Origin of the sequence: Leptospira stimsonii (assembly GCF_003545885.1) — a bacterium.
Lineage (GTDB): Bacteria > Spirochaetota > Leptospiria > Leptospirales > Leptospiraceae > Leptospira > Leptospira stimsonii.
Genome location: NZ_QHCT01000002.1, coordinates 219,733 through 240,182, shown reverse-complemented (window position 1 = coordinate 240,182; position 20,450 = coordinate 219,733). Strand labels below are relative to the sequence as shown.

Genomic DNA, 20,450 nt, shown 5'->3' with positions numbered 1-20,450 from the left:
CCCATCGTTTATGTTGTTTGAAGAATTTCGTTCGCCTTTCTTGCCGCGTTACGCGCTATTTCGGGTAACGCAGGATGGATATAAATCATCTTCAGAAGATCGTCTATCGTTCCGTTCATCGTCATCAGAAGAATAAAAAGATGAATCACGTTCGACGCCTCGTCCCCGATCGCGTGCGCTCCCAAAACCTTTCTCGTTTTTTTCTCCACGAGAATTTTGATAAAACCGGAATCCGAAAGTCTCGCCATACCCGTTGCGCTGGAGCTATAAGGATTTTTGGCGGCGATATAATCGATTCCTAATGCTTTGAGTTCCTCTTCACTTTTGCCGACTTTTGCGACTTGTGGGTGGGTAAAAACGGCGTGAGGAACCGGCGGATACTCGATCGGAGTTCTTTTTTTCTCTTGGTAGAGGGTTCGAAACAAGAATTCGCCTTCGAAATTGACCGAATGTCTGTAAAAATATCTTCCGATGATATCGCCTAACGCGTAGACTCCGGGTGCCGTGGTTTCCAAATATTCGTTGACTTGGATATAACCGTTTTCGTCCGTTCGGATGTTTGTGTTTGTAAGGCCTAAAAGATCCGAATTCGGTTTGATCCCGGTCGCTACGAGCAGGGCTTCCGATTCCAATCGGATTTCTTTTCCGTCTATCGTCACGTCCAGAAAAAAACGGTTCTCTTTATATTCTACTTTTTGAATGTTTGAATGGAGTAGAACTTTTTGTTCCTTCGTAAAAACTCTTTCAAATTCGTCGACTATGTCTGCGTCCTCGTTTTTGAGCATTCGATTCCGAACCAAGAAGGTGACGTCGGAACCAAACGCGGAATAGGCGAAACCCAATTCTAAAGCGATAAAACCGCCTCCGATTACGATCAGCGACTTCGGAAGTTCGGTTCTTCGAAGCGCCTCGCGGCTTGTCATATAAGGAGTTCCTTCCAATCCGGGTATGTTCGGGAGGGAGGGTCTGGCGCCGGCCGCGATAAAAATTCTTTCGGCCGTCAATTCTTCTCCATTCACACGGATGACACGATCGGAGACAAATTGGGCGTTCCCTTGGATGTAGTCGATGTTCGGATTCTTATCGTACGCTGGAAGGATGGATGCGGATTCTTCATCTACCGTCTTCGAAATTCTTTCCACGAGAGTTTTGAAATCGACGACCGGTTTTTCCGGAAACGTGATCTGAAATTTTTCGGAATGTTTTGCGAGAGTAAGAATTTCAGCCGGATAAATTAACATCTTGGAAGGAATACATCCACGATTGAGGCAGGTGCCACCGGGAGTTTCTTTTTCGATCACGGCGACTTTGTAGCCGAGTTTCGAAGGAGGTGTGACCAACTTAGTTCCACCTCCGGTTCCGATTACGATGATATCATATTGTTTCATGAGACTACCCGATCCAATGGGAGAATGGAGGTCGTTGGAATTCTAACCCGGATCCGTACCACTTTCGTCGATTTACAAAATGACGCGAAATGATTTAGGATCAAAAAAAGAACCGTCCTGGTTACAGATTCCAAGAGTGGGGTTTTCCGGCAAACGATTTCCGATTCTTTTTTACCAATGATCTCGCAAAGAACGCAAGGATACAAAGAAGGATTTCGGGTCATTCTCCTTAAATTTGAGCCCGGACTTCCTTTGTACGTTTGCCTTTAAATCTTCGGAAGGATGAACACACTGAAGGAAGGTATTGATCTTCTTTTCCTTTCCAAGATTGGTCGTCAGGAATTCCCGGTCCTTTACCAAACGACCGGATTCTTCCAATGTTTCGATCGCTTCTTGATTGGAAGGATCTAAGGAAAGAGTGAATTTCAAATTGGATTCTAAATAGTCGTGTCCTGGATAAAGAAGAATCTCGTTTTCCAAAGGATAGAATTGTTCCAAAACCGTTTGGGCAAGAATTTCAGAATCTCCTCCACGATAACAATTCCCGACTCCCGCGTTGAAGAGAGTGTCCCCGGTAAAGATCGCTTTCTGCTTTCCATGCTCCACAAGAAAAAGACAGACGTGGCAAAAGGTATGGCCCGGCGTATCCAAGATTTCCAGATAACGATCGGAGGAGGTTAGGATTCGATCCCCTTTTTTGAGTGGGTATGTTGCACGAGGAATTTTTCCGATTCCTCCGGGATGACAATATACGACCGGTTTGTATTTGTGAAACAGGGCTTCGTTGCCGGCTGTATGATCCGCGTGTTCGTGCGTGTTGAGAATAAAGTCAAGATTCCAACCACGTTCTTCCAGAAACGTTTCGATCTGCTTTGGATCGTATGGATCGATCGAAAGAGTTTGGGACGTATCCGGATTTCTTAGAATGTATGTGAAATTTCGAAGCGGGGAAAGCGTGTAGATCTGAAAAACTTCCAGAATGAGAACCTAACGGATGATATCCAAGTGTTTGTCGAGGTTTGCGATCTTTAAGATCGTCATCACGTCCCGACTGATATTCTTGAGTTTGAGGGAACCGTTTCTTTCCGTTACATATTTCTGAGAATTGAAAATAGCTCCGATTCCTGAGGAATCCAAGTAAGCGTCTCCCGCAAAGTCTAAGACGATATCGGAAAAACCTTCACCGTGTTTCTTGATGATCAACTCTTTGAGAGCGAATGCGTTTTTAAGACTGATGCTCCCTTGAATGCGGATCGTGCAGGTAGTTCCTTCGGTGAGGATTTCGGTGTTGAAGTTTTCCACGTTTGCTTTGCTCGGAACCTATTTGAATCCTAATCGATCCGTGTACTCGGTAAACAAAATTTTTTTCCAACCGTTCTCTACCAAGAAGAAATTTTTCATAAATAAAAAAGAATTAGCTGGAAATCCTGAAGGAAATGATAATTTTAGACAACATTTTCCTGAAAAATCCTCTTCTTTTCAGGTTAGTTTTTTTAAATTATGCGCATAAAATTTTGGGGTGTACGAGGTTCCATTTCCTCCTCTGTTCGAGGAGAATCCATCAGGGGCAAAGTACAAAAAATTCTCAGCCTAGCGACGCCTGCCGATATCCAAAGCCCGGATGCGATTGATACGTTCTTAGATTCTCTTTCTCTTTCCAACTGGAGCACCTACGGAGGAAATACGACCTGTATCGAAATCAGAGATAAAAAAGACAATCTTGTGATTATCGACGGTGGAACGGGCTTGAGAGAGCTCGGCAACTCGATCTTACACGAAGGCTTTTTGGAAGGAAAAGGAAAGGCGAAGTGGATTTTTACTCATACACACTGGGATCATATCCAAGGTATTCCTTTCTTTGTACCTTTCTATTCCCCCGGTAACGTGTTCGAAATTTTGAGTTCCGTTGACAACTTAGAGGAACGACTCAAATATCAGCACAGTTTTACTCATTTTCCGGTTCCTTACGAAGGATTTCGGGCAACGAAGAATTTTAAATTCATCCCGGAAGGAAAGGCCTTTCCCGTGACGGAATCGATCTCTGCGATTTCAAAATCGGTTCGCCATCCCGGAGGAAGTTTTTCCTATCGATTTGAAGAAGACGGAAAGTCTTTGATCTTCGCTTCCGATGCGGAATTCAATCTCGACGAAATGGAGAATATCCAGGATTATCTGAATTACTTTCGAGGCGCCGATATTCTTGTTTTTGACACGCAGTATACGTTTGAAGAATCTTTGCAGAAGATCGATTGGGGACACAGTTCCGCTTCGATGGCGACTGACATCGCGCTCCGAGCAAACGTAAAAAAGCTCGTGATGTTTCATCACGATCCTTCGTACGACGACGAAAAGTTGGACGCCGTTTATCTGCGGGCGTTAAAATACAAAGAGATGTTCGATCCGGACAATCAGTTACAGATCATCATGGCCTATGAGGGTCTGGAACTCGAAGTATAAGAACGAATCACATCCGTCTGAAATTGAATTCCATCTTTCATTCTTAAATTTTTGGGAGAATCATCTATGAGTGAGTATATCATCGGAATCGACGCCGGGACCACCGGTATTCGCACCTTTTGTTTTAACAAATCAGGAAACGTGATTTCCAGCGCCTATTCGGAATTTGCACAACACTATCCGAAAGCCGGCTGGGTAGAACACGATGCGGAAGAGATTTGGGTAAAAACGGAGAAACTCATTCTCAAAGCGATTCGAAACGGAAAGCTCAAACCGTCCGACGCCGTTGCGATCGGAATCACAAACCAAAGAGAAACGACCGTACTGTTTGATAAGGACACCGGCAAACCCGTTTACAACGCCATCGTATGGCAGTGTAGAAGAACATCCGAAATCTGTATGGACCTCAAGGAAAAAGGACTCGAACCTTTGTTTCGTAAAAAGACCGGACTTGTGATGGATGCTTACTTTAGCGGAACCAAAATCAAATGGATTTTGGACAACGTTAAAGGTGTGAAGGCCAAGGCGGAAAAAGGAAAGGTTTTGTTTGGAACCATCGACACGTATTTACTCTATCGATTGACGAACGGAAAGTCGCATAAGACGGATCATACGAATGCGAGTAGAACTCTCATCTATAACATCGAAAAGAAGGAATGGGATCGGGAACTCACGCAGATATTAGGAATTCCAGAAGCGATTCTTCCGGAGGCGCATAACTCGAGTTCCCTATTCGGAAGGACCGAAAAGGTAAACGGACTTCCGGATGGAATTCCGATCTCTTCTCTTGTCGGAGATCAACAAGGAGCGCTTTTTGGACAACTCTGCACGGAGCCGGGAGAAGCAAAAAATACGTATGGAACAGGATGTTTTCTTCTTTTTAATACGGGCAATAATTTTCAGATTTCAAAGAATAATCTTCTTACGACGCTCGGTTGTGGTCCGGAAGGAAAGACGGTGTATTGTTTGGAAGGATCCGTCTTTATAGGCGGAGCCGTCGTTCAGTTCTTACGAGACAATCTGAAGTTTTTTAAAGAATCCAAGGTTTCCGAAAAGTTGGCGGCTTCGGTTAAAAAAGAGGACGAGGTCGTGTTTGTCCCCGCCTTTTCCGGGTTAGGCGCTCCGTATTGGGATATGAACGCGAGAGGAGCGATCCTTGGATTAACTCGCGATACGACAGCGGAACAGATCACAAGAGCCGCACTCAAATCGATCGCTCTTCAATCCTATGAACTCGTCGAAGCAATGGAGAATGATACCGGCTCGAAGTTAAAAGTTCTCAAAGTGGACGGAGGCGCGACCGGAAATTCTTGGTTGATGCAATACCAAGCCGATATTTTAGGAAAGAAGGTGATCCGTCCGGCAAATGTCGACACGACCGTGTTAGGCGCGGCTTTTCTTGCCGGTTTAGAAAGAGGATTTTTTCCCTCCGTCAGCGACCTCAAGAAAAAACTCAAAACAAGCAAGGAATTTTCTCCTCAGATGAAAACGGCCCAGAGAGAAAAAGAGATTCAGGTTTGGAAAGATTCAGTGAAAAGAATCCGGACGGATCAATAATCAAAGCCTAATAAACAAAATTCGAATGTTTTTCTTTCCGAGGTGATTCCGGCTCCGCATAGGAGCCTGAATTCCGGAAAGAAAGGGATTTCTAAAATTCTTCCGGGTGGAATTTTAAGAAAGAATTGTTCATCCCGTTCTCGTTTCGAAATCAGATTGTCCATTCGAACGATTTCGATCCATTCCGTAACCTGAAAAAGAATTTTATTTTCCGTTATTGCGTAGAGGACGATCGCCGGAGTTCCCTCGATTTGTAAGTTGAATCTTTCTGTTCGTTGAACGCTCTGAAATTGGGTTTCGATCGATTGACTTGGATCCAATTTGGATTCGTCGATTCTCTCGCGGTAAATCGGAAATATTCCGGTTTCATAATATATCTTTCTCGAAAAATTTCTAAAGATCTCTTTTTCTATCGTTTCTTCCAAGGATTCTCCAAGTTCCGGTTTTTTGGGAGGAGAATCTAGAATGTTTTTCAGTTTATTCTTAGAGATGTTTTTTTCGATCATCGCTTTCACGGGAGGGGAAAGTTTCGGATAAGAAAAACGGATGATTCGTTCGTCCATAGTGGTCAAAATTCTGTTTAAGAACGGTCCGTGGATCAAGGGAAGGATTTCTATTTTGAAAATTTGGTCTCGAAGAAAGACCGCGAACTCCGGTTCGTGACTGAAAAGATTGGACACGATCGTTTGTTCTTCCGCCGGTGTTCCCGCAAAAAGGATCTTCACGAGGCGAAAGAGGTAGTTCTTACTTTTTTGGTCGAAGTAAAGGGATTCTATCTTCTTTTCCACTTCCGCTTCGGATAACTCCGGGTTTACGATGTCCTTCAGTGACAGATAACGTGTAGAGATCGTCTTGTTTCTATTTTGACGATATAAGGTGAAATTTCCGGAAACAACCGTACCGATCGTCGTAAATTCGCCTTCCGCTCTGGAAAGACGAATCGGAAATTTTCCCAGTGGTAGATACGGATTTTGATTTATCGGAAACGAACCTTCTTTCGTGAGTTCGATGGTGTTTTGCAGGAATCGCTCCATGCTGGAACGGATTCTTCCATTCTCAAAACTCAGATAGGTCTGCGAGTCGATCGTCTTGCTCGGATAATGGGTTCGATTCCAATCTACAGAGTATAAAAAACGGGGAACAATTCCGGGTGACGCAAACAAAAAGGGTAAATCTTCGATTTCCTTTTTGCTAAAATCGTAAAACGGTTCTACCTTTGAAGTGAAACGAACGATTGAATCCGGATTGGCGAGAATGAAGAAATAATTCTTTCCTTCTTGAAAAGGCATAGCTGTTTAATGTAACTTTAGGATCGTTTGTTTCCTGATTTCCATTTTGCGGCCCGAATCAACAAAACGCTCCGAAATTCTTAGAAGGAAGGGTGAATTGTCTCGGGGATCGGAGCGGAAAGTCCGGGAGAAGGATAATTTCGTTTTGTCAATTTTGAGATCAGAGATCTTTTAAAAACGGTAAAATTGTATTCTACTTTTAAAATTTTAATCTCTTCCTCCAGACCGAACGGTATGAATTCTAAAAGTTCGTCTTCGCTTAGGCCAGTAACAAGGACGACATCCTGGAGGATTCTTCCTAATTTGCGGGCGTCTCTGTCTTCGAGGGCGAGGTTTGCCAGGATCTTTGTTTCGAGTGGCGTCAATTCTAACATTTATTTTTTACGAATCATCAGGATCGTCATATCGTCCTGAATTCTTCCTCCGGTATGAATCAGAATTTCCGCAAAAAGGTTGTCCGCGATTTTTTTCAGATCGGCTTTGGGAACGTCTTCTAAGAATCGAAAGAGGCTTTCTCCGAAATACAGGTTTCCTTTATTCTTCTGTTCGTAAAGACCATCTGTAAAGCAAAATACGATATCTCCGGATTCCAATCGAAAGTGACTTTTTCCCTGAACGTTCTTCAAACTCGAATTCATCGTAGTGGAGATGAACTTTCCGTCCGTTTCCACGATTTCATTTTCTTTCGTTTTACTTTTGTAGTGAACGAAACTCGGATGTAAACCCGAATGTTGAACGTTTCCGTCCCGGTCGGCTTTGATCAAAAGAAAGGTAGCATATAGGCTCGAATTGATCGCTGGATACGTCTGCGTCCTTTTCGTTAGACTTTCGTTGATCTGTTCGATTACGTCGTACGGTTCCGAGTAGAGATGAACGAGAAGAGACATCTTTTGAAAGATCATCATGCTAAAGATTCCGGCCAAGTATCCGTGTCCGACCGAGTCTCCGATTCCAATCCAATAATTTCCCTTAAGATCAGTCAGAAAATTATAGAAGTCGCCGCCTATCGGATTGTAGGTGAGAGTTCGAGCATAGATTTCGTAGTGGTCGTCGTCGATCGAAAGTGGAAAGAGGTAGGTCTGCATACGATCGTCTCCTTTTCGGAAACGTTTCATCATCTTACCTCGGACTTCCTCGGACGGTAAAAACTTCTTCGTTAGAAAGAGTATAAAGGAAATATAATTGATTAAGTAGAGCAGGGCGATCGAGATCAGATAAAAAATGATCCTTTCTTTCGTGTTTAGATTTGAATTTTCGAGATAAACCGCGATCAATATCAAGAATAATAGATTTAGGCTCGGAAGAAACCACCCCACTCTTTGAAAGTATCTTTTGATGTATTCCGATAGATTCATGGTTTGTAGAAATAGGCGTGAAACTGAAATTCTTTTTTTAAAAAGTTTTTCCGGGCGATTTGGAAATATTGATCCTCTAAATACGGTTTGTTGACCCCATCCATGAGTCCAAAAGTTTTTTCCTTATACCCGGACTCGTATAACAATGGGACGATAGTTTTCGTCGAAGAATCATAGTGATATAACAATTTATGAATAAAAGGCGAGTAAACGATTTCAAATGCTTCCGCGTTTCCCTGAAATTCAACTTCTCCTTTTTCCAAAGTTTCCAGTAGAATCCAATTTCCCGATACGGAATACTTTCCTTTTCCGCTTACGATATAGGTCGTGTACTCGTTTTTATCCTTTACTTCTCTTCGCATCGATTTTTCAAACGTATGGTTTTCAGGATTTAGGAAAATTCTTTCCTGAACTACATTTTTATAGAAGAGGGTGTTCCTGTGCGAACGTTCGGGACGATTCCGTACGTACAGCCCGCCTGGTATGAGGTTTTCATTTTTTCCACCGGATGAGTCGATCGGAAGTTCTCGAATCCAACGGGGCGAACAATCCGCAAGGAGTAAGAACAGCACGGGAACGATCAGGAAAAAAGGTAGACGTTGGTTCTTCTTTCGATTCAAGATCGCCCCCTTTTTTCCTTTCTTAAGAAGTCCCCTTCGTATTAGAGAAAGGACTTAGAACTGGAAGTAAATAAATTCTCCACCGCCGTCGCCAAATACACCCAAAAGCAGAAGAAGTATGACGCTCAAAATCGGAATCAAAATCATTCCTTTTTTTTCGATTTTGGACATGAGTTGAGGATAATACTGAAACGCGTTTAATCCGATCGTCAAAAGGATAAATAACAAAAGTTCTTCCCAACGAGGTAGGACTCGGCCCGCAAAAAGATTCTTATATCCGCTGAGTAAATCCAACATAAACGGAACCGCGTTTTTGCCGGCGGAGCCTCCGCGAAAGAAAATCCCGGAGAAGATAAATAGATTGAGAGTAAATATGTTTCTTAGAACTCGAGTCGCGGTGGATGGACTATTGGAAACGCCGGGTACCGGTCTCGGTTCTACGATTCTTTCGACCGCCAAGATCAATCCTAGATAGGCTCCCCAAAGAACGAAGGCGATATTAGCCCCGTGCCAAAGTCCTCCCAGACACATGGTGAGAAACATATTCAACTGGGATCTGAATTCTCCCTGTCTACTTCCGCCTAACGGAATGTAGATGTAATCTCGAAGCCATGTGGAAAGCGTTACGTGCCACCGTCCCCAAAATTCGCGGAAAGAAACGGAAAGAAACGGTCCGCGGAAGTTTTCCGGGATATCATATCCGAGTAAGAATGCGGAACCTCTGGCAATATCCGTGTAACCGGAGAAGTCGCAGTAAACCTGGCAGGCAAATCCAACCATCCCAATGTAGATGGAAGCGGCGTGATAGGAACTCGGTTCGAGATACATCGGGCCGACGATTCCCGCAATCGAATCTGCGAGGACTGATTTTTTGAAAAGACCGAAGATCAATAAAAAGATCCCGAGTTTCATCCTGTCCTTATCGATTGCCGGATGATCCAGTTTCGGAAGAAAGTCTGTGGATCTCATGATCGGACCCGCGATCAATTGAGGAAAGAAGAGAATGAAGAGGAAATAGTCTCCGGAACTGATTCGATTCGGGATCAAACCTCTGTGGATATCGACTTGGAGAGCGATCAATTGAAACGTATAAAAGCTGATTGCGAGAGGAAGAAGAATTTCAACGGATGTTCCCAGTTTTTGCCAGAGTTCCATTCCCGTGAGAGAACTCATGGAATCCATTACGAAATAATAATATTTAAAAAATGCGAGATTGATCCCGTTTAATAAGATCACCCATTTGAGAAGTTTGCCCGTGGATTCTCCGCGATCTCGAATTTCCCAGAGTTTTGCGGAGAAGTAGTAGTTGATTCCGATCACGAGTAGAAAATGAATCAAAAACGCGATATGAGAATATCCGTAGAAGATGATCGAGGAAACGAGAAGGACCCTTTTTTTCCAGGGCCCGTCGACGTTCCAATAGATCAAATACGTGATTAGAAATAGGAAAAGAAAGGGTAAAGAATTAAATAACATCAGATTTCCGAAAAGTAGATTCTAAAATTCTAATATTCTCAATAAGACCAGAGATAAAGAAAACGAACCTGTTTTCCGGTCCCGAGAATTTTCGAAATCGGAGAATCGATTTTTAACTCCGGTGATTGCACTTGATAGAAGTTGGCCCGTTTTTCCACGCTCTGTGAATAGTAAATGATTCTCGGACTCGTATTCCCCGGTGTTTTGCGGTAATTCGGAAGTGCCATCGTCTCCTGAATCGCGTTGTCGAAGTAGCCGACCTTATCGATCAAGCCGTGTTGTAACGCTTGAGACGCGGTGAAAATTCTTCCATCCGCGATCTTACGAAGTTCGGTAGGATTTTTTCCGGGACGACCGGCCTTCACAACTTCAAAAAACTTTTCATACAGATCGTCTACGATGGATTGCAATAGTTTCCTTTGCTCGGGAGTAAGATCTTCCAAGGGAGATCCGATTGTTTTGTTTCCGCCGGAACGAATCGACTGGTCCTTAATTCCCAGCTTATCGAGGCCTTCTTTGAAATTGATACCGGAAAGAATCACGCCGATGGAACCGGTGACCGTGGTCGGATGGGCTATGATCAGATCGGAAGCCATCGCGATGTAATACGCTCCACTCGCGGCCGTATCCATAAAAAGTGAAACCACTGGAATTTTCTTTTTGGTTTTAAACTGAAGAACTTCTCTATAAAGGATATCGCTGGAAGTGACGGAACCGCCTGGAGAATTGATTTTTAAAATGACTGCTTTGATTTCGGGATCTAATTCCGCGAGTTCGAGTTGTTTTTTGACTCCGGCAAGAATCGAATCTTCTTGTCCGCCGAAAAAGGTTCTTTCGCCTTCGTCACTGATGACTCCGTCGATCGGAATGATTAGAATTTTATCTTCGTTTTTTCCGGTCAGAAGTTTTTCCCTGAGTTCGGCGGATTTACCCGGACCTCCGAGATTCGCGTTCACGGGGATATAACAATTCGTTACGAAGAGTGTCAGGATAAGGGAATAGGTCCAAGTCAGAATCGGTGCTTTCAAAGAAATTCTCCTATGGAATCGTCAGTATCCGCTAACAAAGCAGGCTTTCAATTCCTTTCCTATGACCCTGGTTTTAAAAAAGAATTCAAATTTGATTGGAAATATTTTCGCTTTCGTGGAAGTCTTGTCCGCCGTGACTGAAATTGCAAGCGAACATTCCAGATTGAAACTCAACGAAGCCGGAAACCAGATTCTTTCCTGGATCTGGAAACATCCCGTCACCGAAAAAAATTTAGAGATCATCGCGGGATACGATTCAACGGAACGATTTTTTAGTTCTGGGTCGTATTTGATGTTTCCTTGGGTCAATCGTCACACCGCAGAAACCATTCAGCTCTGTGAAGAAACGATTTCTTTGCGTGACTTGGGAACAAAGGACGCAAAAGGTTACCCTTCGCATGGACTTGCGTATTCCTGGAGAAGGAGTGTCATCGATAGAACGGATCACTCCGTTTTATTCGAGTTGGTTCCCGACGAATCCGTTTCTCTTACACCCTTAGCTAAGATTCGAGTTCGGGAAGAATATTCTTTGCATACGATTTCCAGAGAAGAGGTTTTGACTCTTCGCACTTTTTTTCAAAATGAGAATTCGATACCGTTTCGATTTTGTTACGGTTATCATCCGTATTTTCGGATCCATTCTCAATCTTCCTCGGCGCAACTGCGGTCTAACTTGAAGAAACAGATTCCTTTACAAGAAGATTTGATTCCGGTTTATCCGATCTACGGAGTGGAAACCGACGTATTCGATTTAGAGAAGATACCAAAGCTCGATTCCTTATTTTATGGAGAGGAGCCGAACGTACTTTTACAAGTGAGAAACGAAGCCTATCAAGTTGCGATTCATTCTTACGCGGATGATTCGACAGAGATACCTCTTTCTTACATGCAAATCTACACGGACTTTGCCGGAAACAGGATTGCGATCGAACCGATGAGTGCACCGGGAAACGCGTATTTACACGGTTTTTCTTTGACGACCTTACTTCCGGAAGAGGAAAAAAGCGGTTGTTTTCAAATTTCTCTCTCCGTGTTGTAAAACTTTGGAAGAGTTCTTTTCGATACGAAAGGAAAAAACCTTATGTTCGCATTCTTCTTGACAGAAAGGGGTCGATTTTCAGTCTAAACAAACAGGAAACCAGACACAAATGAGCAAACCCTTAATCGTTCAGAGTGATAAAACCATGCTTTTGGAGGTCGATAACCCCGAGTTTGAGGCCTGTCAGACCATTGTTTCCAAATTTGCAGAACTAGAAAAAAGCCCGGAATACCTCCATACATATAGAATTTCACCACTTTCTCTCTGGAACGCCGCCTCGATCAAGATGTCTGCGGATGAAATCGTAGAATGTCTCGAAAAATTCTCACGCTACTCGGTTCCAAAAAATATAGTAAACGAAATCCGTGAACAGATCAGCCGTTACGGAAAAGTAAAACTCGTCAAAGAAGAATCCGGAGAACTTGCAATCATCTCCAATGAAAAAGGATTTCTCCAAGAGATCGGTAATCACAGAGCGGTGCAACCGTTCATCGAATCCACATTCCCGGATAAGATCTATATCAAAAAAGAATACCGTGGACATATCAAACAGGCACTTATCAAAATCGGTTTCCCTGTCGAAGATCTCGCCGGTTACGACGAAGGAAATAAATACGGTTTCAATCTAAGACCGGAAAGTATCAGCGGTAAGAAGTTCGGAATGCGCGACTACCAAAGAGCCTGTGTGGAAGTGTTTCACGCCGGTGGTGGGAATGAAGGTGGTTCCGGTGTGGTGGTTCTTCCTTGCGGTGCGGGGAAAACCATCGTCGGAATCGGAGTGATGCAAATCGTCGGAGCGGAAACTCTGATCCTGGTAACGAACACACTTTCGATTCGTCAGTGGAGAAATGAAATCCTCGACAAAACCGACATTCCTCCGGAAGACATCGGAGAATATTCCGGTGAAGTCAAAGAAATCCGTCCGATTACGATTGCGACGTACAACATTCTTACACACAGAAAGAAGAAGGGCGGGGATTTTACCCACTTTCACCTCTTCAGCGCCAACAACTGGGGACTGATCGTCTATGACGAGGTTCACTTACTTCCGGCACCGGTGTTCCGAATGACTTCCGAACTCCAAGCAAAAAGAAGACTCGGTTTAACGGCGACCTTGGTTCGAGAAGACGGTCTCGAAGAAGACGTGTTCTCGCTCATCGGTCCGAAAAAATACGACGTTCCTTGGAAGGAACTCGAAAGTAAGTCCTGGATCGCGGAAGCGAAGTGTAAGGAAATCCGAGTCAACATGGACGACGATCTTCGTTTGAAATATTCCATCGCGGACGACCGCGAGAAGTTCAGACTCGCTTCGGAAAATCCGGAGAAGATGAAGGCGATCGAACTCATCATGAAAAAACATTCCGAGTCACATTTGCTCGTGATCGGGCAATACATCAATCAGCTGGAAGAAATATCAAAGAAATTTAATATTCCTCTGATTACGGGAAAAACTCCCCTTCCGGAAAGACAAACTCTGTATGATGCATTTCGTTCGGGACAGATCAAGTCTCTCGTGGTCAGTAAGGTGGCGAACTTTTCCATCGACTTACCGGATGCAAACATTGCGATTCAGGTTTCAGGGACGTTCGGTTCCAGACAAGAAGAAGCGCAGAGATTGGGACGAATCCTGAGACCGAAAGGGCACGACAACACGGCCGTATTCTATTCTTTGATTTCGAGAGATACGAACGAAGAAAGATTCGGACAAAATCGTCAGTTGTTTCTCACGGAACAAGGATACGAGTATGAAATTTATACTCTGGATCAGTTCCGAGAAGCGCAGGAAGAATTGGCTCAGCTTCAATTGAACAACGCCTGATTCTTTTCGACAAAACCGATCGATCGAATTGTTATAAAATTAAGAAACACAAAAAGAGGAACAGCATGGATCTCAGCGCAAAAAGGCTGAACGTCATCGAGCCCTCTCCCACGCTCGCCATTACTGCGAAAGCGAACGAGCTTAAAAAAAAGGGAGAGGACATTGTAAGTTTCGGAGCGGGCGAGCCCGATTTCGAAACCCCGTCCCATATCAAAGACGCCGCGAAGAAGGCGATCGATAAGGGAATGACGCGTTATACGGCTGTATCCGGTACTGTGGAGCTCAAAGAGGCGATCGTAACCAAGTTCAAAAGAGACAACGGTCTCGATTATGAAAAGAACCAGATCCTTATTGGAACCGGAGGAAAACAGGTTATATACAATTACTTTCTTGCGACGTTAAACGCGGGGGACGAGGTCATCATTCCTGCTCCATATTGGGTGAGTTATGCGGATATCGTGCGCCTTGCGGAAGGTGTGCCTGTGATCGTTCAAACGACGCCGGAAAGTAATTTTCAGATCACTCCGGAACAATTGAAAAAAGCAATTACACCGAAGACAAAATGTCTGATCGTCAATTCTCCGTCCAACCCGACGGGCGCAGGTTATTCGAGAAAAGATCTGGAAGCGTTAGGCGAGGTCATCCTCTCTAGCGGAATTCACGTGATGAGCGACGATATCTACGAAAAGATCGTCTATGACGGATTTGTATTTTCCAATCTCGCCATGATTTCTCCCGAACTCAAAAAACGGACCTTTGTAATCAACGGAGTTTCGAAAACGTATTCGATGACTGGATGGAGAATCGGTTATGGAGCGGGTGATATCGGCATCGTTAAAAACATGGAAACGATCCAAAGCCAGTCTACTTCCAATCCTTCTTCCATTTCCCAAGCCGCGGCGGAAGCCGCGATTGGAGGGGATCAAGCCTGTGTCGAGGATATGAGAAAGGCTTTTGAACAAAGAAGAAATATCATCGTTTCCCTCTTAAATGCGATTGCTGGAGTACATTGCAAGAATCCGCAGGGGGCATTCTACGTTTTTCCGTATCTGAACGAAGTCTACAAAACTCCTGGTTTTGAAAGACTCAGGAAAGAATCTTCCGAAACGTCGTTGAGTAAACTTTTCTGTAATGTTCTATTAGAAAAGTATAAAGTTGCGGCCGTTCCAGGGATCGCTTTCGGAGAAGACAATGCGATGAGGCTATCTTATCCGATGAGCGAAACGGATATCAAACGCGGAGTGGATAGAATCGCGGAAATGATAAGGGATCTGAGCAAGTAAACGATGAGACGGATCGTACTGATCCTCGCTTTTTTTACCGTAACTCCGTATTTGTGGGGAGGAGATTGGCTGGTTTTGAAGCCGAACGCTCCTCTCTATTTATTTCCGGACAAACAATCAGAAATCCTCAGAAGACTCGGATTCGGTGAAATCGTCCAGAGCAAAAACGAAAAGGAAAAACAAAGCGAGAAGAATTTTCGCTTTGTCTCCGACGGAGCGGGACTCAGCGGCTGGGCTTCCACGCAGTCGCTTTTCAATATGCAGGAAAAGGGCGGTTATAGAATCGTCGTTCGCTCCATCGATCGAATGTTGTATTCCACAAATACGGGTCTTCCGGAGTTGGAATCCGTTTATCAATATTTAAGTTCTCTCGAAGAAAACGGAATCTATCACGGAGACGAATATCTCTATCTAAAAATCAGAAGAGCGGTCGTTCTTCAAAGAATATTAGAAATTTTGCAAGAAGGCGATAACAAACGGAAGGAATCCAAACTTGGAGACTATCTTTCCAAAAATCCGGGTGAGATCATCCCGGGAGAAAGAGGCAAACCTTCCAAAGTCAATCCGGAAGTATTTTGGAAAATCGGAGAGGAATTTAAGGACAAAGGGCCCGGAGATTTTGCGGCTTTTTTAGGCGTAAAATATACGGAAGAAACCCAATGTAAAAAAGATGTGTTCTGTTTTTTGAACGATGAGAGAAAACGAAAGATCCGCTACCTCCAACTTCAGCCAAACGGCAATTATGCGACCGTCTTTGCCGCGCAGATTTCCAAACGATTGGAAAATCTTACGAAAGATCCCGAAACGATAGCCTGTGGAAAGGATCCATCTAAAAAGGAGATTTTCGAATCTTTCCGAAAAGATCTTCAAAACTTACCGTATCGTTACGGAAAAAAATATCACCAATTTTTAAAAGTGATCCAGAAAGAATGTCTGCAGTAGATCTTTATTCTCGCAAAATCCCATTCCAAAATCAAAAATTTTCCGCACCGATTTGTGGCCCTATCTTAGTTCTTCACGGACTTTTCGGTTCCTCAAAAAACTGGCAGACCGTGGGGGACTTTTTGGCTCGGTATGCGGACGTCTACTTGCTCGATCTTCGAAATCACGGAGATTCACCGCATTCTTCCGAACATTCCCTCGCATCTATGGTCGAGGACCTGGAAGCCTGGACTCGCAAAAATCAAATCGTCAAACCCGTGTTACTCGGACATTCGATGGGCGGACTTGTGAGCATGGGATTCGCTCTTCGAAATCCGGAAATCCCGTCTCTTCTTTTGATCCAAGATATCGTTCCGAAAGATTACCCTTTGCGTTACGAACTTGAATTCGCCTGTCTTCGAACCGACGTTTCGAAATTCAAAACGAGACAGGAAATCGACGCGGTTCTTTCTCAGATTCTCCCGAATGCGTTCATTCGAAACTTTTTGGAAATGAATTTGGAAAGAATGGAATCCGGCGGTTATCGATGGAAGTTGAACGTGGAAGGAATCGAAAGATCTCCTCGATTACTTCAGGATTTTTTTCAAAAATATACGGAGAGTCCGTATTCGAAAAAAACTCACTTTCTGATCGGCGGAGCTTCGGAATATTTTTTAGAGGAAGATATCGTCGTAGCTCGTAAATTTTTTCCAAACTCGGAATTCTATAGAATCCCGGGTGGAGATCATTATATCCACTTTACAAAAGCGTCCGAATACAAAAGAATTCTTGAATCTATTTTTGAAGAGAAAAACGATTCTGAATTTTTAATAAAATGAAGCCGATCAGAAGACAGGTTCCGATTCCGAAAGGAACCAAATAAGTAAAACCAAAGCCGGTCCATTTACCGAAGAGCAGGGTAAGAATCGGAGTCAAAGCGATCGAAAGCGCCGCGGATCTATCTTTCAATTCTTGCATATAAGAAAAACTTGAAATTCTTCCCGTTAAAAAGATCGCGATGATCGGGCCCACCGTGTAAGACGCGATGGAAAGTCCCAATTCCACCAAACCTGTTTTTCCCGCGGTGAGGAAAAGTGGAAGAAGGGCGCTGAGTAATAGGATCAATCCCCAAAAAAAACTCAAGGTTGCGGATCCGAATTTTGAAATTCCCAAATCCACTTTCGTCGTGAGCGATAAGGAGTTGATGGAACTCGAAAGAGTGGACATCGCGGAAGCGAGGATGGCCGCGAGTAAAAAACCCGTGATCGGGGAAGGGACTTCTTCCAAAATGAATTTGGAAAAAACCTTATCCTTGGGAAGATTCTCTCCCGCGTAATAAAAAAATAACAACACTCCGATGCTCAAAAACAATACGAATTGAAAGAATACAAAAATTCCGGAGGAAACCATCGCCTTCTTTGCATCCGATTCGGATCGGCATGCCAGAACTCTTTGTACGAACATCTGGTCGACCCCGTGAGTTCCTAAGGTAAGAAGAATTCCGCCTAAAATCGCGGTGGGAAAAAAATACGCCGAAGAAAAATCATTCCATTCTAAAATTTTTAGTTTTCCCGCTACGGAAGCAGACTGAAACACATTCAAAAAATCGAATCCTCTTTGCGATAAAAGATAACCCAGATAAAAAAAAGCGAAAATTCCTCCGCCTACATAGATTACGAACTGGATCGAGTCGACCCATACGACCGAACGAAAACCGCCTTGAACGGTATAAAGAATCGTAATTCCGGAGATCAGAAGCAGACTGAGAATTTCGATCTGAAGAGTTCCTACTTCGAGTGAAACGTATTGTTTGAGAAACACTTCCAGTAAGATTGCGACCGGAATGGCGGACGCATACATTCTCACTCCGTCTCCTAAGATTCTTGTGAGTTTGAAAAGATAGGTCACCGTCTTTTGGGAAACTTTTCCGTATTTGATTCCGACCCATTCGTAAACGGAAATAAAACCGGATTGATAATACATCGGAATGAAAAGTTGTGCGACAAGGATTCTTCCGAGAACAAAACCCAAACCCAATCCGAGAAAAGTGAGATTTCCGGAATAACTGAGTCCGGGAATATTGAGAAACGTAAGTGTGGAAGTTTCCGTCGCGACAATGGAAAAGCTAAGCGGAATCCAAGAGAGTTCTCTACCTGCGAGAAAGTAAGAGGAAGAATCTTTGTCCTTCTTCCTGGATGTAAACCAACCGGAAAATAAAACGAGAATGACGTATAATAGAAGTACAAGTAAGTCCGCGATTCCGAAGTGCATAATCAGGCAGAATTCACTCTCGTTTTATCGGGAAAACTCTTTTTCCGGGAGATTTCCTTTCGTTGTTTTCATCTTCGGACAAAGTGATTCTACGAAAAACACGGTTGAAATCGGACTTCAAGTCCGTTCGACATAGAATTTGCACAATCCTGTCTTTCCGAAAATCCGAATTTCAAAAATCCGAATTTCTAAAATGGAAAAGCAAATGACGATTTGATTTGGAGAGAAATCGTGGTCGTAATTTTTACGATTCGGTTCCTTCCTGGCGTCGGTTTCTATCGTCCAAAGCGGGTTCAAAATCGGAATCAGATGGTTTTGAAAAGATGACATCGATCCGACAGTATTCCATCACCGTTCCCGGAACCTCAGCCAATCTTGGGCCGGGCTTTGATCTTTTCGGTCTTGCCTTTCGAATTTACAACCAATTTCAATTTCGTTTTTTTCCGGAAGGAGAATTCAATACTTCCGTAAAGGGAGCGGACGTTTTGCCTTTCGGCCCAGACGAAGATCTCGTCATTTCATCGTATCGTTCTTACTTCCAAAGATTTCTTCCGGGAGAAAAACCGATTCCGTATTCTCTTGTGATGGATCTACGTCTTCCGATGAAAGGGGGTTTGGGTTCGAGTGCGAGCGCCGCCGTCGCTGGAGTATGCGCTGGACGTTTCGCGCACAAACACTTTTATCCGAAACTTCCGATTCCGAAAGAAAACGAATTTCTGTTTCATCTCGCTCAGATCGAAGGTCACCCCGACAATACGATTCCCGCTTATTTAGGCGGGTTTGTGTTCGCTTATTTTAACGGAGCCAGGCTCGAATTTGTAAAAAAGAAATTTCCAAAGAGAGTCCGTTGTTTTTTGCTCGTTCCCGATTTGGAAACTTCCACCCATCTTTCGCGGAAAACTCTTCCGAGCACTTATTCCACTGAAGACGTGATTTTTAATATGAGTCGAGTCGCTACTTGGATGGAATTTTTGGATTCCGGAAATATGGAACTCTTGAAATTAGCTCTGGAAGATCGGGTTCACACACCGTATCGGATGCATTCCGAATTCGAGCTCAATCCTCTCTTGGAAAAAATTAAGAAGAATCTTATCGGCTACTCGCTTTCCGGAAGCGGACCATCCGTTCTACTTTTTTGCGAACGTAAAAAGGCGGGAAGAGTGGAGCAGATTTTGAAGGAAAAGGTTTCCGAGTTCTGCGACCAAACTCATTTCGGTTGCCAGATCCTTTCTTTAAAAGTGGAAGACGACGGAATTATAGAATCTGAGAAGAATATTAAAAATTCTTAATTTATTCTTCTTCCTCTTTGTCTTCCTTCTCTTCTTTTCCGAAGGCATACAATCCTTTTTTGATCGGAGTTCTTCTGTTTAGGCCAGGATGAATTCTCGATATCGTAAAGATAAATCTCATTCTTTCCTTACCGAAATTGTTGATAAAGAATTCGGAGGAGAGGCTGATTTCGAAATACTGAGTCATCCTTTCCTTATTTACCTTGTCTGAAATTCTAAAATCCGCTTTTTTTCCGATCACTTCGTAACTATCTAATTTTTCCGTGGATTCCATTCTGGAGAAGGTCGGCATGGCGGGAGGTTTGAAAAGAACGGGTGCATTTCGCATGATCTGGATCTCGTAGTCTTCCGATTCTTTCGCTTTCTTAAAATTGAATACGAGGTGGTCGTCCGAGATCGCATTACAATAGGTGTGTATATCGCCCGATTTTTGTCCTACGCTGAAACGAACATTCCTCTGGCTTTCGGAGACGACTAGGACAAAACGATCTCCTTCCTCCGGAGGAGTTCCCGCTCCGGAACTTTGTTTTTTTAAGGCAGGATAAATAATTTCTTGAAAGAATAGAAAGGCTAGGCCGGCAAAAGCGGCCAGACCGATGAGTATCAAAAGAATGTCTAAACCTACGGTGTAGATGAGTCCGAGAGTGAAAAACAATTT

19 protein-coding genes are annotated in these 20,450 nt (G+C 43.6%); 8 read left to right on the top strand and 11 right to left on the bottom strand.

Annotated elements, in window-relative coordinates:
- Positions 1-8: 8 nt before the first annotated feature.
- The 3 genes from DLM75_RS09200 to DLM75_RS09190 all read right to left on the bottom strand — a co-directional run bounded on the left by DLM75_RS09200 (position 9) and on the right by DLM75_RS09190 (position 2,690).
- Complete coding sequence (locus DLM75_RS09200) at positions 9-1,388, bottom strand: dihydrolipoyl dehydrogenase (RefSeq protein WP_118968229.1); 1,380 nt, start codon at positions 1,386-1,388, stop codon at positions 9-11.
- 171 nt (positions 1,389-1,559) lie between these two features.
- Positions 1,560-2,213, bottom strand: coding sequence for a hydroxyacylglutathione hydrolase C-terminal domain-containing protein (locus DLM75_RS09195; RefSeq protein WP_241547892.1), 654 nt, complete (start codon positions 2,211-2,213; stop codon positions 1,560-1,562).
- 162 nt (positions 2,214-2,375) lie between these two features.
- Positions 2,376-2,690 (bottom strand): STAS domain-containing protein, encoded by a 315-nt coding sequence (locus DLM75_RS09190; protein ID WP_069607215.1) that lies wholly within the window; start codon positions 2,688-2,690, stop codon positions 2,376-2,378.
- A 198-nt stretch (positions 2,691-2,888) separates the two neighbouring features.
- Between DLM75_RS09190 and DLM75_RS09180 the strand changes: the two genes are divergently transcribed.
- Both DLM75_RS09180 and glpK read left to right on the top strand, forming a co-directional pair.
- On the top strand, positions 2,889-3,845 hold the full coding sequence (locus tag DLM75_RS09180; RefSeq protein ID WP_118968226.1) for an MBL fold metallo-hydrolase: 957 nt from the start codon (positions 2,889-2,891) through the stop codon (positions 3,843-3,845).
- Positions 3,846-3,911: 66 nt separating this feature from the next.
- Complete coding sequence (gene glpK / locus DLM75_RS09175) at positions 3,912-5,402, top strand: glycerol kinase GlpK (protein WP_118968225.1); 1,491 nt, start codon at positions 3,912-3,914, stop codon at positions 5,400-5,402.
- Here the strand turns inward: glpK and DLM75_RS09170 are convergent.
- The 6 genes from DLM75_RS09170 to sppA all read right to left on the bottom strand — a co-directional run bounded on the left by DLM75_RS09170 (position 5,396) and on the right by sppA (position 11,170).
- Positions 5,396-6,691 carry a hypothetical protein gene (locus tag DLM75_RS09170; RefSeq protein ID WP_118968224.1) on the bottom strand — a complete coding sequence of 432 codons (1,296 nt, stop codon included), beginning with the start codon at positions 6,689-6,691 and terminating at the stop codon, positions 5,396-5,398. The two genes, glpK and DLM75_RS09170, sit on opposite strands and share 7 nt — an antisense overlap.
- Positions 6,692-6,771: 80 nt before the next feature.
- A complete protein-coding gene (locus DLM75_RS09165; RefSeq protein ID WP_118968223.1) occupies positions 6,772-7,065 on the bottom strand; it encodes a hypothetical protein in 294 nt (97 codons plus the stop codon).
- Positions 7,066-8,046 carry a PP2C family protein-serine/threonine phosphatase gene (locus tag DLM75_RS09160; RefSeq protein ID WP_118968222.1) on the bottom strand — a complete coding sequence of 327 codons (981 nt, stop codon included), beginning with the start codon at positions 8,044-8,046 and terminating at the stop codon, positions 7,066-7,068.
- Positions 8,043-8,666, bottom strand: a complete 624-nt coding sequence (locus tag DLM75_RS09155) for a hypothetical protein (RefSeq protein WP_118968221.1) — start codon at positions 8,664-8,666, stop codon at positions 8,043-8,045. Before DLM75_RS09155 ends, DLM75_RS09160 begins: the two co-directional genes overlap by 4 nt.
- Positions 8,667-8,720: 54 nt before the next feature.
- Positions 8,721-10,142, bottom strand: coding sequence for an MBOAT family O-acyltransferase (locus tag DLM75_RS09150; protein WP_118968220.1), 1,422 nt, complete (start codon positions 10,140-10,142; stop codon positions 8,721-8,723).
- A 38-nt stretch (positions 10,143-10,180) separates the two neighbouring features.
- Positions 10,181-11,170 (bottom strand): signal peptide peptidase SppA, encoded by a 990-nt coding sequence (gene sppA, locus DLM75_RS09145; RefSeq protein WP_118968219.1) that lies wholly within the window; start codon positions 11,168-11,170, stop codon positions 10,181-10,183.
- A 133-nt stretch (positions 11,171-11,303) separates the two neighbouring features.
- Between sppA and DLM75_RS09140 the strand changes: the two genes are divergently transcribed.
- The 5 genes from DLM75_RS09140 to DLM75_RS09120 all read left to right on the top strand — a co-directional run bounded on the left by DLM75_RS09140 (position 11,304) and on the right by DLM75_RS09120 (position 17,071).
- Complete coding sequence (locus tag DLM75_RS09140; RefSeq protein WP_118968571.1) at positions 11,304-12,209, top strand: aldose epimerase family protein; 906 nt, start codon at positions 11,304-11,306, stop codon at positions 12,207-12,209.
- A 109-nt stretch (positions 12,210-12,318) separates the two neighbouring features.
- On the top strand, positions 12,319-14,028 hold the full coding sequence (locus DLM75_RS09135) for a DNA repair helicase XPB (protein WP_118968218.1): 1,710 nt from the start codon (positions 12,319-12,321) through the stop codon (positions 14,026-14,028).
- A gap of 65 nt (positions 14,029-14,093) precedes the next feature.
- Positions 14,094-15,311 (top strand): pyridoxal phosphate-dependent aminotransferase, encoded by a 1,218-nt coding sequence (locus DLM75_RS09130; RefSeq protein WP_118968217.1) that lies wholly within the window; start codon positions 14,094-14,096, stop codon positions 15,309-15,311.
- Positions 15,312-15,314: 3 nt separating this feature from the next.
- Positions 15,315-16,253, top strand: coding sequence for a hypothetical protein (locus tag DLM75_RS09125; RefSeq protein WP_118968216.1), 939 nt, complete (start codon positions 15,315-15,317; stop codon positions 16,251-16,253).
- Complete coding sequence (locus DLM75_RS09120; protein WP_118968215.1) at positions 16,241-17,071, top strand: alpha/beta fold hydrolase; 831 nt, start codon at positions 16,241-16,243, stop codon at positions 17,069-17,071. Before DLM75_RS09125 ends, DLM75_RS09120 begins: the two co-directional genes overlap by 13 nt.
- Here the strand turns inward: DLM75_RS09120 and DLM75_RS09115 are convergent.
- A complete protein-coding gene (locus DLM75_RS09115) occupies positions 17,028-18,503 on the bottom strand; it encodes a sodium:solute symporter family transporter (RefSeq protein ID WP_118968214.1) in 1,476 nt (491 codons plus the stop codon). The two genes, DLM75_RS09120 and DLM75_RS09115, sit on opposite strands and share 44 nt — an antisense overlap.
- Positions 18,504-18,826: 323 nt before the next feature.
- Here DLM75_RS09115 and thrB point away from each other — a divergent pair, with 323 nt between their 5' ends.
- Positions 18,827-19,792 (top strand): homoserine kinase, encoded by a 966-nt coding sequence (gene thrB / locus DLM75_RS09110; protein ID WP_118968570.1) that lies wholly within the window; start codon positions 18,827-18,829, stop codon positions 19,790-19,792.
- Position 19,793: 1 nt separating this feature from the next.
- Here thrB and DLM75_RS09105 read toward each other — a convergent pair whose 3' ends face one another.
- On the bottom strand, positions 19,794-20,447 hold the full coding sequence (locus DLM75_RS09105) for a hypothetical protein (protein ID WP_118968213.1): 654 nt from the start codon (positions 20,445-20,447) through the stop codon (positions 19,794-19,796).
- Positions 20,448-20,450 lie beyond the last annotated feature (3 nt).

Coding starts and splice junctions, on each gene's coding strand:
- DLM75_RS09200 (WP_118968229.1), bottom strand. CDS start 1,388: ATGAAACAATATGATATCATCGTAATCGGAACCGGAGGTGGAACTAAG.
- DLM75_RS09180 (WP_118968226.1), top strand. CDS start 2,889: ATGCGCATAAAATTTTGGGGTGTACGAGGTTCCATTTCCTCCTCTGTT.
- glpK (WP_118968225.1), top strand. CDS start 3,912: ATGAGTGAGTATATCATCGGAATCGACGCCGGGACCACCGGTATTCGC.
- DLM75_RS09170 (WP_118968224.1), bottom strand. CDS start 6,691: ATGCCTTTTCAAGAAGGAAAGAATTATTTCTTCATTCTCGCCAATCCG.
- DLM75_RS09165 (WP_118968223.1), bottom strand. CDS start 7,065: ATGTTAGAATTGACGCCACTCGAAACAAAGATCCTGGCAAACCTCGCC.
- DLM75_RS09160 (WP_118968222.1), bottom strand. CDS start 8,046: ATGAATCTATCGGAATACATCAAAAGATACTTTCAAAGAGTGGGGTGG.
- DLM75_RS09150 (WP_118968220.1), bottom strand. CDS start 10,142: ATGTTATTTAATTCTTTACCCTTTCTTTTCCTATTTCTAATCACGTAT.
- DLM75_RS09135 (WP_118968218.1), top strand. CDS start 12,319: ATGAGCAAACCCTTAATCGTTCAGAGTGATAAAACCATGCTTTTGGAG.
- DLM75_RS09130 (WP_118968217.1), top strand. CDS start 14,094: ATGGATCTCAGCGCAAAAAGGCTGAACGTCATCGAGCCCTCTCCCACG.
- DLM75_RS09125 (WP_118968216.1), top strand. CDS start 15,315: ATGAGACGGATCGTACTGATCCTCGCTTTTTTTACCGTAACTCCGTAT.
- DLM75_RS09120 (WP_118968215.1), top strand. CDS start 16,241: ATGTCTGCAGTAGATCTTTATTCTCGCAAAATCCCATTCCAAAATCAA.
- DLM75_RS09115 (WP_118968214.1), bottom strand. CDS start 18,503: ATGCACTTCGGAATCGCGGACTTACTTGTACTTCTATTATACGTCATT.
- thrB (WP_118968570.1), top strand. CDS start 18,827: ATGACATCGATCCGACAGTATTCCATCACCGTTCCCGGAACCTCAGCC.